10 protein-coding genes are annotated in these 14,713 nt (G+C 63.0%); 4 read left to right on the top strand and 6 right to left on the bottom strand.

Translation table 11 applies throughout. The features are described from left to right. Positions 1–209: 209 nt before the first annotated feature. Positions 210–4,013, top strand: coding sequence for a PAS domain S-box protein (locus NKI22_RS26215; RefSeq protein WP_352939301.1), 3,804 nt, complete (start codon positions 210–212; stop codon positions 4,011–4,013). Between the two features lie 272 nt (positions 4,014–4,285). Here the strand turns inward: NKI22_RS26215 and NKI22_RS26220 are convergent, their stop codons facing one another. Further along, positions 4,286–6,244 (bottom strand): acetoacetate--CoA ligase, encoded by a 1,959-nt coding sequence (locus tag NKI22_RS26220; protein ID WP_023719391.1) that lies wholly within the window; start codon positions 6,242–6,244, stop codon positions 4,286–4,288. Between the two features lie 182 nt (positions 6,245–6,426). Here NKI22_RS26220 and NKI22_RS26225 point away from each other — a divergent pair, with 182 nt between their 5' ends. After that, complete coding sequence (locus NKI22_RS26225) at positions 6,427–8,277, top strand: AsmA family protein (protein WP_023719392.1); 1,851 nt, start codon at positions 6,427–6,429, stop codon at positions 8,275–8,277. An 11-nt stretch (positions 8,278–8,288) separates the two neighbouring features. On the opposite strand, the gene NKI22_RS26230 is transcribed toward NKI22_RS26225, so the two are convergent. The 5 genes from NKI22_RS26230 to NKI22_RS26250 all read right to left on the bottom strand — a co-directional run bounded on the left by NKI22_RS26230 (position 8,289) and on the right by NKI22_RS26250 (position 13,694). Beyond that, a complete protein-coding gene (locus tag NKI22_RS26230; protein WP_352959173.1) occupies positions 8,289–9,107 on the bottom strand; it encodes an ABC transporter permease in 819 nt (272 codons plus the stop codon). Continuing rightward, entirely contained in the window at positions 9,104–10,072 is a 969-nt protein-coding gene (locus tag NKI22_RS26235; RefSeq protein WP_031194151.1) for an ABC transporter permease subunit, read from the bottom strand. Before NKI22_RS26235 ends, NKI22_RS26230 begins: the two co-directional genes overlap by 4 nt. A 9-nt stretch (positions 10,073–10,081) precedes the next feature. Next, complete coding sequence (locus tag NKI22_RS26240; RefSeq protein WP_023719395.1) at positions 10,082–11,221, bottom strand: ABC transporter ATP-binding protein; 1,140 nt, start codon at positions 11,219–11,221, stop codon at positions 10,082–10,084. Positions 11,222–11,293: 72 nt separating this feature from the next. Beyond that, positions 11,294–12,394: a polyamine ABC transporter substrate-binding protein gene (locus NKI22_RS26245; RefSeq protein WP_023719396.1), complete on the bottom strand. Its 1,101-nt coding sequence runs from the start codon at positions 12,392–12,394 to the stop codon at positions 11,294–11,296. A 352-nt stretch (positions 12,395–12,746) separates the two neighbouring features. Beyond that, positions 12,747–13,694 carry a DMT family transporter gene (locus tag NKI22_RS26250; RefSeq protein WP_023719397.1) on the bottom strand — a complete coding sequence of 316 codons (948 nt, stop codon included), beginning with the start codon at positions 13,692–13,694 and terminating at the stop codon, positions 12,747–12,749. A gap of 201 nt (positions 13,695–13,895) precedes the next feature. Between NKI22_RS26250 and NKI22_RS26255 the strand changes: the two genes are divergently transcribed. Both NKI22_RS26255 and NKI22_RS26260 read left to right on the top strand, forming a co-directional pair. Next, positions 13,896–14,222 carry a methyltransferase domain-containing protein gene (locus tag NKI22_RS26255; RefSeq protein ID WP_023719398.1) on the top strand — a complete coding sequence of 109 codons (327 nt, stop codon included), beginning with the start codon at positions 13,896–13,898 and terminating at the stop codon, positions 14,220–14,222. 9 nt (positions 14,223–14,231) lie between these two features. After that, the gene (locus NKI22_RS26260; RefSeq protein ID WP_352817611.1) at positions 14,232–14,687 is read left to right on the top strand and encodes a class I SAM-dependent methyltransferase; all 456 of its coding nucleotides are present in this window, start codon (positions 14,232–14,234) and stop codon (positions 14,685–14,687) included. The last annotated feature ends 26 nt before the right edge of the window (positions 14,688–14,713 follow it).

A 14,713-nucleotide genomic window follows, 5' to 3' on the forward strand; every position in this document is an offset into this window, starting at 1 on the left:
CGTTCATCTATCGTGGCAATATAAAGGCAAATTTTGTGCATTGCAACATGTTTGTTGCATCGCACCATTGATTATTTGTTTCGCGACGTTAACCACGCGCCTAGAGATTCCGCTGGTTGCACGCTATGACTTGTGGACCTTCGCGCCGTCGGCTTTTATTAACAAAGCGTTAACCGCAAATTGCCCGCTCTGTGAGGGTCGCCAAGCGCATGCCGGCTGAAAACTACTCCTTCCTCGATGTTGCCGTGCTCGACGCGGTCCGCCTGCGGTTCGCCGCCGGCGACGCGATCGCCATTCTGTCGGCAGATCTCGAGCAGGTGATATGGGCCAACGGCCCCGGCGCGGCGGTATTCGGCTATCCGGACATCGGAGCCATCATCGGCGCTTCGGCAGGATTGCCGCTGATCGCCAGGCGCCAGATCATGGCAACCAGCGGTTTTCCGCGGATCGGCCGCGACCGTGCCATCACGGTCCGCCTGGCTACCGGGCTGACCAGCCGCGCGGTTGGTTTCCTGGCCAGCGCGGTGACCATGCCCGATGGCGAGGAAGCAATCATGCTGGCGTTGCCGGCGGCGCAGACCGGCTCGCGCAGCGCGGCCGAGATCGCCGATCGCGCCATCAGCGGCTTTACCGAAGACGGCCACTACATCGCCTTTGTCGATGCCAAGGGCAATATCGACGCCGCGTCGGACGGCTTTTCGTCGCTCGGCATCCGGCCTGAGACGCTGGCCGCGCTTGTCGCCGACGTGGCGAACGACAGCGACCGCATCGTCAAGCGCCTGGTTCCCGGCGGATCCAGCTCCTATCCGGCAGGCCTTGCCCGTCTGACAGACGAGCGGCACCTGCTGGTGGTGATCGACGAGGACCGGCTTGACGGCGGGGCCCCTGTTGGCGAGCGCGCCGTCGCGGAACCCGGCAGCGAGGCAGCAGCGGCGCCGAGCGGTCTTCCCCAGCCAACGGACCAGGACAACAAGCAGCCAATCGCCGAGCCGCCAATCACCAACACCGGCGCGGCGGAGATCGACCTTGCCGCGATCGAAGGCAGCTCCGCATCGACGGAGCACGAGCCTGCCGACACAGCCAAGCAGGTTTCGGGGGCCGACAATCAGCACACGGCTGGCGAAACGCCGACGCAGCATGACCATTGGTACTTCAATGCGGGCGACGACACGCAGGTCCCGCCCGGGGCAGGTGTGCCCGGCGAAGTCGAGACACCAGCCAGCCCCGCCGCTTCGCAGGCCGGTCTGGACGCCCCGCAGGAAAGCGCCACACAAGCGATCAAAGCCGCTTCCCCGCCCCAGGGCCGCGGCCGCGTGATCGATCGTACGGCCGCGCCCATGCGTTTCGTCTGGCGTACCGACGCAGAGGGCCGGTTCAGTGCCCTGTCGCCGGAATTTGCCGAACTCGTCGGCAAGCCCGCCGCCGACGTGATCGGCCGCCGCTTCGGCGACGTTTCGGCCGCCTACGGCCTCGATGCTTCAGGCGAGATCGCCGGCCTGCTCGAACGGCGCGACACCTGGTCCGGCCGCTCCGTGCTGTGGCCGGTCGCCGGCACCGATCTGAAGATACCCGTCGATCTGGCGGCGCTCCCGGTTTACAGCCGCAGCCGCGTTTTCGAAGGTTTTCGCGGTTTCGGCGTCGCCCGCAGCAGCGATGCGGTGATCGATCCCGACGCGGCCGGCATGGCCCTTGTCGCCGAGGAGAAGCCTGCCGCGGTCGGGCCCGAAGCCGTTGAACCTGCCCCCGAGACACCGAAAGCCGCCGATCCGTTCCGGGGCGAAGTGCCGGCGTTGACCATCGTGCCAAAGCCCGAGCGGCGCTTTGCCGACAAGGTGATCCGGCTGGCCGAGCACCGGCAGCCGGCCAACGACAAGGGCCTGTCGACGCTGGAACGCAGCGCGTTTCGCGAGATTGGCGAGCGTCTCAAGAAGGACAGCACCCCGGCCGAAAAGCCGGTAGACGAACAGCCCAGCGCCGAGAAGCCAAAGCCGGCTGCGGAGACCGCGACCAAAGTTGAGGCAGCCGGCAAGGCCGACGAACCAAAGCTGAAAAAAGCCGGTCCGACGGACAAGGGTGAAATGCCGGCGCCAGGTCCGGAAAGCGAGGCGGCCGAACCGCCCGAGGCCGATGCCGAGGACCAGAAGGACCTCGCCCGGCTCGACGGCGAGCAGCGCGACGAGACGGCAGAAGAGACGCAAGCCGGCGAACCCGTCGCACGCCCTGCCTCCGGGTCGCTGCTCGACTATGCCGACCGCGAACCCAGCGACGAAGCCCAGGAAGGCATCGAGCCCAGCACGAACCGTCGAACGATCGGCGCCGAAGCGCCGCGGGATGGCGAAGACGACGACAGCATGACAGCGGAGGATTTCCGCGACGCCGAGGACAGCGAAGATTGGTCCGATGACAGCGAAGCCGCAGCCGGCGATGCCGGCTCGGCGCCGCCCATCGGGCGGCCGCAGGCACCACCGCTCAAACTAAACGGCTTCGTGCCGTCGGCGTTTGCCGGAGAGGGCAACAAGGGTCCGGACACCTCGATCCTCGGCAAGCTGCCAGTGCCGGTGCTTATCCATTCCGGCGACCAGCTGCACTACGCGAACGAGGAATTCCTCGGCCTGACCGGTTATGCGACGCTCGACGCGCTGGACGAGGCCGGCGGGCTCGGCGCGCTGTTTGCCGATCCTTACGCCGACGACGGCAGTTCGGACGGCAGCGATCGTGCATTGCGGCTGAAGACGCGCGACGGTCAGGAATTTCCGATCGACGCGATTTTACGCTCCGTCCCCTGGGGGAACGGCAAGACGCTGATGCTGGTCGTACGCCGTTCCGGCGACGACGAAGCAACAGCCATTCCACATGGCGCCGCCGACGATCAAACGCGGCCGGATGTTTCCGAGCTCAAGGCGCGCATCGCCGAAATGCGCACCATCATCGATACCGCCACCGACGGCGTCGTGCTGATCGGCCGTAACGGAACGATCCGTTCAATTAGCCGTCCGGCGGAAGCGCTCTTCGGCTTCGACAGCGACGAGGTGACCGGCAAACCGTTCATCTCGCTGTTTGCGATCGAAAGCCAGCGCGCGGCGCGTGACTATCTCGAGGGGCTGTCGGAGCCTGGCGTTGCAAGCGTGATGAACGATGGCCGCGAGGTGATCGGACGCGAGGCGCAGGGGCGCTTCATCCCACTGTTCATGACCATCGGCAGACTGCCCAACGACAGCGGCTTCTGCGCGGTGGTGCGCGACATTACCCAGTGGAAGCGCGCCGAAGAGGACCTGACCCAGGCGCGCGCGGTCGCCGAACGCGCCTCGTCGCAGAAGACGGATTTCCTGGCCCGCATCAGCCACGAGATCCGCACGCCGCTCAACGCCATCATCGGCTTTTCCGAGCTGATGGTGGACGAGAAATTCGGGCCGGTGGCCAATGACCGCTATCGCGACTATCTGCGCGACATCAACCGTTCGGGCAACCACGTGCTCGATCTGGTCAACGACCTGCTCGACATTTCGAAAATCGAGGCCGGTCAGCAGGAGATGGCTTATGAGGCGGTGTCGCTGAACGACACGCTGGCCGAGACCGTGGCGATGATGCAGCCGCAAGCCAACCGGGAACGCGTCATCATCCGCTCCAGCTTCGCCTCGCGACTGCCGGAAGTGGTGGCCGATCTGCGCAGCGTGCGGCAGATCGCGCTCAACATCTTGTCGAACGCCGTCCGCTACACGCAGGCCGGCGGCCAGGTGATCGTGTCGACCGCCTATGAGCTCTCCGGCGACGTCGTCATGCGCGTGCGCGATACCGGCATCGGCATGAGCCAGTCCGAGATCGAGCAGGCGCTGAAGCCGTTCAAGCAGATCAACGCGCTGAAGCGCGGCCGCGGCGACGGCACCGGTCTCGGGCTGCCGCTGACGAAGGCGATGGTCGAAGCGAACCGTGCCCGGTTCACCATCAACTCGACGCCCGGCGAGGGAACCCTGGTCGAAGTCGCCTTCCCCTCGACCCGCGTGCTGGCCGGTTAGGTCTATGGCTGCGCAAAGAAAAAAGGCGTCCAATGGGACGCCTTGAATGATAGAATTGCTGTCACAACGGGGGCTTGAGCGAATCAGATCCTCTGGGGGCTAAGAGGAACGGGATTTCTCCCTCAAGTTACGCACGACTATCGATGCCGGGCCTTAACAAATCCTTACCGGCACGCCGGAAAATTTACCAATGTGTACCACTCATGAAATCTAGGTAAATTCCGCGGAGACATTTCGTTAACCATGACCCGGTTCCAGCCCGGGCTTCATGCTCAGTCGGCAAGCTGCGGCAGATTGCGGAACAGCTCGAGCGCTTCGGGATTGGCGAGCGCTTCCTTGTTCTTGATGGCGCGGCCATGCACCATGTCGCGGACCGCGAGCTCGGTGATCTTGCCCGATTTGGTGCGCGGAATATCGCTGACGGCGACGATCTTGGCCGGCACATGGCGCGGGCTCGCCCCGGTGCGGATTTTCGCGCGGATGCGTTTTTCCAGCTCGGCATCGAGCTCGACGCCGGCAGCCAGCCGCACGAACAGCACGACACGCACGTCATTGTCGAAATCCTGGCCGATGCATAGCGCTTCGAGGATTTCCGGCATCTGCTCGACCTGATTGTAGATTTCCGCCGTGCCGATCCTAACACCGCCCGGATTGAGCGTGGCGTCGGAACGGCCATGGATGATCAGCCCGCCATGGGCGGTCCATTCGGCGAAATCGCCGTGGCACCAGACATTGTCGAAGCGCTCGAAATAGGCGGCCTCGTATTTCTTGCCGTCAGGGTCGTTCCAGAAGCCGATCGGCATTGCCGGAAACGGCTTGGTGCAGACGAGCTCCCCCTTCTCCTTGCGAAGCGGACGGCCATCATCGTCCCAGACGTCGACGGCAAGGCCGAGGCCGGGTCCCTGGATCTCGCCGGGCCATACCGGTTCGATCGGCACGCCGAGCACGAAGCAGGAGACGATATCGGTGCCGCCGGAGATCGAGGCGAGATGCACGTCCTTCTTGATGCCTTCATAGACGAAACGGAAATCTTCCGGCGACAGCGGCGAGCCGGTCGAGGAGATGGTGCGCACACTGGAAAGATCATGCGTGTGGATCGGCTTGAGGCCGGCCTTGCGCACGGAATCGATGAATTTGGCCGAGGTGCCGAAATAGGTCATCTTCTCGGCATCGGCGAAGTCGAACAGCGCATTGCCGTCCGGGTAGAAAGGCGAGCCGTCATAGAGCAGCAAGGTGGCGCCCGACGCCAGGCCCGACACCAGCCAGTTCCACATCATCCAGCCGCAGGTGGTGAAATAGAAGAAGCGATCGCCGTCGAGCAGGCCGGCATGCAGCCGCTCTTCCTTGACGTGCTGGATCAGCGTTCCGCCGGCTGAATGGACGATGCATTTGGGGATGCCGGTCGTGCCTGACGAAAACAGGATGTAGAGCGGATGCGAAAACGGCAGCCTTTCGTAACTGACAGGCCTGGCGGCAAAGGGTGACAGCGCCTCCTCCAGCGCAGCCGCCTTGCCGATGGTTGCCGCGACGTCGGTCGACGTGCCGAGATAATCGACGATCAGGACTTTGCGCACGGTGGCGAGCTTCGCCACCACAGCCGCGATCTTGTCGGCGACTTCGATCGCCTTGCCATTGTACCAGTAGCCGTCCGGCGCGATGAAGACGACAGGCTCGATCTGGCCGAACCGGTCGAGAACACCCTGCTCGCCGAAATCTGGGGAGCAGGACGACCAGACGGCGCCGATCGAGGCGGCAGCCAGCATCGCCGCAACGGTCTCCGGCATGTTCGGCATCATCGCGGCGATGCGGTCGCCCTTCTTCACCTTGAGCGACAGGAAGAGCTGTTGCAGGCGCGAGGTCAGCGCATGCAGCTCGTTCCAGGACAGCCGCCGCTCGACCTTGTCCTCGCCGCGAAAGACGACTGCGTCGCCAAGCCCGGTTTTCTTCAGAAGATTCTCGGCGAAGTTCAGCTTCGCGTCAGGGAAGAAGGTCGCGCCGGGCATCTTGTCGCCATCGACCAGCACGCGTTCGCCCTTGTCGCCGACGATGCCGCAAAAGTCCCAGACCAGGCTCCAGAAGGTCTCGCGGTCATCGATCGACCAGCGATGCAGGTCGGCATAGGAGGAGAAAGCCTTGCCGGCCCTGCTCGCCGCGGCGTTCATGAAGGCGGTCATCGGCGCTGCGTCGATCTGCTCTTGCGTCGGCATCCAGAGCGGTGCGTCGTCGGCCATCATTGTTCCTCCGCAGGCTGCATCGCTTATGCATATCGCGATGCAGCAGAGCAAGATTTTGTTGGACCGCGCCGGTCAGGGTGTGCGCAAATGCCATCGCCGGGCCATAAAGACTTGAAATGCGTCAGCCGTCGGTTACACCCGTCGGGCGATTTTGTCGGAATGGAAGCATACGGGGCGATATGCCATCACCTTTGATCCGACGCGGAATATGGGCGATCGGCGCAGCCGTCACCGTCGTCGCGCTGGTCGTTGCAGCCTTGCCGTTGATCGCCTCGACCCGTATCGTGCGTGACCGCATCGCGTGGGAAATGAGCGCCTGGAGCGGTTTCAGGGTCACCATCGACGGCGCGCCGCGCATCGAGGTCTGGCCGAATTTCCGGGCGATCCTGAGCGACGTGACGCTGTCGCAATGGACAGAGACGGATGCACCGCCTGTGATCGAGGCCGAACGGGTCGAGGTCGACCTCTCGGCCATGGCGGCGCTGCGTGGCGACGTGGTGTTTTCGACGGCGCGGCTGGTGCGACCGACGATCAGGGTTCAGCGTACCGCGAGCGGGTTTTTCCTGCCTGCGATTCCGAGCGGCGGGCGCATTACGCGTTCGATCGATGCTGCCCGCGCGGTGATCAACACAAATCCCGCCAAGCCGGATCTCGGCAAGCTGCCGGCAGATCCGTTCGGCACAGTCGAGTTCAGGGATGGCCGCGTGGTCGCCGCCATCGGCGGCAAGGACCAGGAGATATTGAGCAGCCTGAGCGGCCAGGCGAATTGGGCCGCGATGAACAGCAATGCGACGCTGTCGGCGACCGGGATATGGCGCGGCGAAAGCGTTTCCGTCGACGCCGCATCGCCGAACCCGCTTGTGCTGTTTGGCGGCGGCGCAGCACCGGTCACGCTTTCCTTCAAGGCGGCGCCGGCCAGCTTTTCCTTCGACGGGCTGGCCAGCATGTCGGAGAACGGCTATTTCGACGGCCAGGCAAAATTTGCCGCACCTTCGCTGCGACGCGTGCTCGAATGGTCGCAGGCCGGCATCGCGCCCGGTGCGGCAATCGGCTCGATCTCGGTTTCAAGCAAGATCACGGCGACGGCCGGGCGCATCAAATTCGAAAATACGGCCCTGACCCTCGACAACAACCCCGGAATGGGCGCGCTGGACTTCACCTACGGCGAGGCACTGCCGGTGATCTCCGGCACACTTGCCTTCGATACGCTCGACCTCAGATCGTTTCTCTCCGCCTTTACCCCCGTACCATCCGCCGGCGCCGCCGGCCCGGGCGAGATCGACACAAGCTTCGCCGACCGGATCAATCTCGATCTCAGGCTGTCCGCCGCGCATGCCACGGCAGGTGCAATCCAGCTTGCCGACGTCGCCGCCACCGCCCAGGTCAAGAACGGCCTCGCCGTCTTCGACATCTCCGATGCGTCCGCCTTTGGCGGCAACGTCCAAAGCAGCGTCCGTTTCGACCGCAAGCCCGCCGGCACGGAAGTCGAGATCCGGCTGCTTGCTTCCGACATCGACGGCGGCGCTTTCGGCACCGCGGCCGGGATGACGCGGCTGGTGCCGATCGGCACCGGAACCGTTTCGGTCATCCTCAAGGGGCCGGGCAGAACCTGGGACTCCATTTTCGAAAACGCCAATGGCTCGCTGTCCGCGACCTTCGGCGCGGGTGCGCTGAGCCGGCTTAACCTGCCGGCGTTCCTCAAGCACACCGAACAGGGTGGATTCTTTGCGCTTGACGACGTCTCGGACGGAACGCTGCCGATCGACGGGGCCGAGCTCAAGGCGAGCGTTTCGAACGGCGTGGCGCGCATCGACAAGGCCGAGGTGAATTCCGCGCAATACAAGATCTGGCTTTCCGGCATCGCATCCTATGCCGGACGCGGGCTGGCGCTGTCCGGCGGCATCGTCCAGCCGAGCCAGGCTGCCACGCAGACGAACGGCCAAGCGCCCAAGCAGTCGTCGTTCTTCGTCGGCGGCACCTGGAGCACGCCGTTCATCTCGCCGATAAGTCGCGGTGTTTCAGGCGAGTAAGCAGCAGGAACTCAACCTCGCTGCGCCGCCTGCTCGTCGCGCTGGCGCTGCACCTCGCGGCGTTTGTTTGCGAGCGAAGCGATGATCACGCCAACTGCGACGATCGCGATCAGAATGGTGCACGCCGCGTTGATTTCCGGCGTCACGCCAAGGCGGACCTGGCTGTAGATCTTCATCGGCAGCGTCGTGGCGCCGGGCCCCGAGGTGAAGCTGGCAATAACCAGGTCGTCGAGCGAGAGCGTGAAGGCCAGCATCCAGCCAGAGACGATCGCCGGCATGATGACCGGCAGCGTGATCTGGAAGAAGGTCCTTACCGGCGGCGCACCGAGATCCATCGCGGCTTCTTCCAGCGAACGATCGAACGTGATCAGGCGCGATTGGACCACCACAGCGACGAAGCACATGGTCAGCGTGGTGTGGGCAAGCGTCACCGTGAGAAAGCCGCGGTCGAAGCCGACAACGACGAAGAGCAGCAATAGCGACAGGCCGGTGATGACTTCCGGCATGACCAGCGGCGCAAACACCATGCCGGAAAACAGCAGCCGGCCGCGAAAGCGCGTGTAGCGCGTCAGGGTGAGCGCCGCCAGAGTGCCGAGCACGGTCGCCACGGTGGCCGAGATGACGCCGACGCGCGCCGTCACCCAGGTGGCGTCCATCAGACCCTGATTGTGGAACAGCGACACGTACCATTTCGTCGAGAAGCCGCCCCAGACGGTGACCAGCTTCGACTCGTTGAAAGAGAACACGACGAGCAGGACGATCGGCAGGTAGAGAAAGGCAAAGCCGAGCACGATCGAAACGATGTTGAAGCGGCTCCAGGTAGCGTTCATAGGTCCTGCTCCTGGGCACGCGCCTGGGCTCGCTGGAAGAGCATGATCGGCACGATCAGCAGCAGCAGCAAGATGACGGCAACGGCAGACGACACCGGCCAGTCGCGGTTGCCGAAGAATTCGCTCCACAGCGTCCTGCCGATCATCAGTGTCTGCGAGCCGCCGAGCAGATCGGGGATGACGAACTCGCCGACGGCGGGAATGAACACCAGCAGGCAGCCGGCGATGACGCCGGGCAGCGACAGCGGGAAGGTGATCTTCCAGAAGGCGCTGGTCGGCGGGCAGCCGAGATCCTTGGCGGCCTCGATCAGCGAATTGTCCATCTTCTCCAATGCCGAATAGAGCGGCAGGACCATGAACGGCAGATAGGAGTAGACGATGCCAATGAAGATCGCCGTGTAGGTGTTGAGGATGATCAGCCGATGGCTGATGATGCCAGTGGCGAGCAGCAACTCGTTGAGCAGGCCCTCGGGCTTGAGAATGCCTATCCAGGCGTAGACACGGATCAGGAACGAGGTCCAGAACGGCAGGATCACCAGCATCAGCAAGGTCGGGCGGATCGTCGCCGGAGCGCGTGCCATGCCATAGGCGATGGGATAGCCGATCACCAACGTCAGGACCGTCGAGATGGCGGCGACGATGACGCTCGTCACATAGGCGTTGAAGTAGAGCGCGTCCTGCGTCAGCCAGATGTAGTTGTCAAAATTGAGCGCGCCAAACCACGCGACAACCCCGGAAACGCCGTCGCGGAAATCGAGCACCGGCGTGTAGGGCGGCATGGCTATCGCGGTCTGCGACAGCGAAATCTTAAAGACGATGATAAAGGGGACGAGAAAGAAGAACAGCAGCCAAAGGTAGGGGATGATGATGACGAGACGGCTAACCAAAGCCGCTCCCAGCCTGGCCAAGGCGGATTTGCCGGCAGCGCTTGCCGAGGAGCTTGTTGCGGCGGTGACAGCGGACATGATCAGTCCCTACCGTGTCAGCACGACGCCGGCGTCGGGTCGGAAGGAAACCCAGGCGCGGTCGTTCCAGGTCAGCGGATCCTCGGTGATGCGTGCCGCGTTCATGGTACTCGCCCGCACCACCTGACCGTCATCCAGCCTGACGTGATAGATGGTCATGTCACCGAGATAGGCGATGTCGTAGACCTCGCCCTCGATGGCGTTGACGGCACCAGCCGGTTTCGTGGAGGAAACCTTGATCTTCTCCGGCCTGATAGCAAAGGTAACGGACGTTCCGGCGGCGGCACGGCCGGCATTTTCGGTGCGGATGGTGATGCCGTTGCCGGCGTCGATGCTTGCGCTGCCGGCCTCGCCAGCCGCGATCTTGCCGTCGAACATATTCACATTGCCGACGAAGCCGGCGACGAAGCGGGAACCCGGCGCCTCGTAGACCTCGGCCGGCGTCGCCACCTGCATCACCTCGCCCTTGTCGATGATGGCGATGCGGTCGGCCATCGTCATCGCCTCTTCCTGGTCATGGGTGACGACGACGAAGGTGAGGCCAAGGTTCTGCTGCAGGTCCATCAGCTCGAACTGCGTTTCCTCGCGCAGCTTCTTGTCCAGCGCGCCAAGCGGCTCATCGAGCAGCAGGACTTTCGGCCGCTTGGCCACCGAGCGGGCCAGTGCGACACGCTGGCGCTGGCCGCCCGACAATTGGTGCGGCTTGCGTTTGGCGAACTGCTCGAGCTTGACCAGCTTCAGCATGTCGGCGACGCGCTTGTCGATATCGGCCTTGGCCATGCCTTCCTGCTTGAGGCCGAACGCGATGTTGTTCTCGACCGTCATGTGCGGAAACAAGGCGTAGGACTGGAACATCATGTTGACCGGCCGCCGATATGGCGGGATGCCGCGCAGATCCTGGCCATCGAGCAGGATACGGCCGGCGGTCGGTTCCTCAAAGCCGGCAAGCATCCTGAGCAGCGTCGATTTCCCGCAGCCCGAGGCCCCGAGCAGGGCAAAGAATTCGCGTTCGAAGATGGTCAGCGACAGATTGTTGACGGCAGTGAAGTCGCCGAACTTCTTGGTGACGTTGTCGAACTGGATGTATGGCTTGGCATTCGGATCGTTCCATGGCGCGAAATCCCTGCGGATGCTGCCAAGCGATTTCATGTCCCACTCCGTGCCTGATTCTGCCCCTGAAAAACGACCCCGGCAGTCAGCCACCGGGGTCGCGTCAGATCACTATTGTCCCGTGATGACCTTGGTCCACGATCTGGTGACGAGACGTTGCGTCTTGGGGTCATATGGACCGACAGTGAACAGCTTGGCCAGCGTCGAGTCATCCGGATAAATGCCCGGGTCATCAAGGATCTCCTTGCTGACGAGCGGCTGAGAGGCCTTGTTGCCATTGGCGTAGAAGACAAAGTTGGTGGATTTGGCAATAACTTCTGGTCTCATCATGTAGTTCAGAAATTCGTGTGCCTCGGCGACATGCGGTGCATCGGCCGGGATCGCCATTTCGTCGAACCACATTTCCGCACCTTCCTTTGGAATCGTGTAGGCGATGTCGACCCCCTTTTTCGCTTCCGCCGCACGGTCGCGGGCCTGGAAGAGATCCCCCGAAAATCCGACAGCCACGCAGATGTCGCCATTGGCGAGCGCGTTGATGTATTCCGACGAATGGAATTTGCGGATAGAAGGCCGGATGCTCAGCATGAGTTCTGTGGCCTTGGCAAGGTCGTCAGGAGAGGTCGAGTCAGGCTTGAGGCCAAGATAGTTCAGCACAGTCGGAAAAATGTCTGTAGGCGAATCCAGGAAGTACACGCCACAATTGGCGAGCTTGGCGATATTCTCCGGCTTCAGGACCGCATCCCAGCTGTCGATCTTGTCGACGCCGAGGGCTTCCTTCACTTTCTCGGTGTTGTAGCCAATGCCTGTGGTCCCCCACATGTAGTTGACCGAGTATTCGTTGCCGGGGTCGAACTTCGCAACCCGCTCCATCACCACGTTCCACATATTGGAAAGGTTGGGCAGCTTCGACTTGTCCAGCTTCTGATATACCCCGGCCTGGATTTGACGGGCCAGGAACGGGCTTGCCGTCGGCACCACGACATCGTAGCCGCTACCACCGGCAAGCAGCTTGGTTTCGAGAATTTCGTTGGAATCATAGGTGTCGTAGACGACCTTGATGCCGGTTTCCTTGGTGAAGTCGTCGATGATCGAACTGTCGATATAGTCCGACCAGTTGAAGACATTGACGACACGGTCCTCGGCATGCGCGCCCAAGGTAAAAACTGCCAGAAACGCCGAAGTCGCCGAAAGCCAGAGCGCTTTGCGGGTCATGCTATTCTCCTTTGATGAGTGTTCCGTCGCCAGCTCGTCGCGGCGTGCGCCCGGCTGGGCATTTGCTTCAGGGTATTGAGCTTGCAGGCAGGCGACAAGCGCGAATTGCCGGCGCCATTATGGTTCGGCGACGAGGCGACAGTGAAGACTTGGCGTGGCGCTGGTGGTGTTGCGGCGCCGTCAGAAGCTTTCGCTACGGCGCGCGCAGGGAGACGACGATGTTGTCCGGCCTCGATGCAGCCGGCATGGAGACTTGGCAAGATACGCCTGTCTTGTTGTTGCCGTGATCGCAGCCTGCCCGCGCGGCTGCGACATTGTCAATGGTCCATCTCGCTTTGGCGCGCGCGCTGCATCAATTAGGCGAAGGCACACCGGTGACGCCCGCCCGCTGCGGCCGCGTCTGGCGCTTGAATTCGAGCCCGATATGGACGAGGAGCGCCGTGATGACGACCGCACCGCCGACGATGGTGCGCGCCGACGGCACCTCGGAATGAATGAGCCAAACCCAGATCGGGCCTAGGATCGGCTCGAACGTGCCGAGTAGCGCCGCCACGGCGGCCGGAACAAGCCGGGCGCCGGTGGCGAAGAAGGCGAGGCCGAGCCCCAGATTGACCACGCCGAAGGCAAAAAGGAAGCCCATGTCGTGGCTGGAAACGCCCAGTGCCGACGCCTGCGATGCCGCAAAGGCGGCCGCCAGCATCGTGCCGAGGCAGGTCGCCGGGGTCATACGCACATGGGCAAAGCGGCGCGTGATGACGGTGGCGATCGAGAACATGACGGCAATGAGCAGCGCCAGCCCGTCGCCGATCGGCGATACGGCGCCATCGAGCGATTCCGAGACCATGATGGCGACGCCAGCAATGACGGCGGCGATCGCCAGCCAGGTCGCCACGGCCACCCGCTCGCGAAACAGCGCCCAGGCAAACAACGCCGCCAGAAGCGGCACACCGGCCTGCATCAACAGGATGTTGGCGACGGTGGTATAGGCAAGCGCCACGACGAAAGAGGTCGACGCCGTGGCGAAACAAAACGCCACCGCAAGGCCGGCCAGGCCCATGCCGCGAAACAGCTTCAGCGTGCCACGCCAGCCGTCGCGCCAGACCATGAAGCAGAGCAGGAAGGCGGCGGCCCAGACCGAGCGCCAGAACACCACCGTCCAGCTGTCGCCGGCATCGATGAAACGGGCAATGGTACCGCCGAGGCTCCACATCAGCGCCGACAGGAACACCAGCAGGAAACCGATACGCTCCTCATTTCGCGGAGGCGAAACAGCGATCTGCGGTGATGATATGTCGGTCATGAGTCGGACTGTCGGCGATTTCGAGGCGGCACGATGCACAGCGGACGACAGAAACGTGCCTTAATCGCGTAACGCAAAGACGGGGATGGGGAGTGATCCAGCATCGTGTTCCATTTGGCGCACCGACAGGTGCACAGAGATGCCCGATCATCGACAGACGCCCCATGCTCGACGTACGGTGCAAATGTATAGGGCGCCCCCATGGATGAGCCATTCTACAAAACGGCGGCGATTGGCTATGACGAGTTGTTCGCCCGTGCGACGAACTCGTTTATCCCGTCCTTGCTGAAGGCAGCACGGATTGCGCCTGGCCATCGCGTGCTCGACGTCGCAACGGGCACCGGAGCGGCAGCGCAAGCCGCTGCCATCATTGTAGGCCCTTCCGGCGCCGTGATTGGCGGCGACATCTCGCCGGCCATGCTCGAATCCGCCAAACGCAATTTGAAAGACCAGCCAATCACCCTCGCTACGTTCGACGCTCACGCGCTTCCTTATGAGGACCGTCGGTTCGACGCAGTGACCTGTTAGCTTGGGCTCATGTTCTTCTCGGACCAGCTTGGAGCGCTTTCGGAATTTCGCCGGGTTCTGCGCCCCAACGGCTGGACTGCAGTTAGCGTGACGACGACGCCAGAGCGTTCTTTGTTCGCCAGAATAGGTGCGGTAATCGCCCGCTATGCCCCTGAGAAAGCTGAAAAGCTAAATCGCTTCTTTTCCATCCCTGACGCGACGTGCTTGCACAGCTTGCTCCATCGCGCCGGGTTTCGAAAGATTGACGTCCAGCTCGAAACGTGGCCCATCAAGTTCTCGTCCTTCGACGACTATTTCAGAGGCATCGCCAAGGGCGCAACATTGAGCGGTCAGGAGTATGTCCAGCTTCCTCCGGATATGAAGCACATCGTGCGCGAGGAGGTCTGGCGCGGGCTAGCTTCGCCGAGCCCTGGAGAGCCGCTGACGATTGAAATGGACGTTCTGATAGGCAGCGGTAGCCGATAGAAGAATGCGCCCGCGGCACGATCCCC

The sequence above is a fragment of the Mesorhizobium sp. M0778 genome (genome assembly GCF_040320105.1).
Taxonomy (GTDB): Bacteria; Pseudomonadota; Alphaproteobacteria; order Rhizobiales; family Rhizobiaceae; genus Mesorhizobium.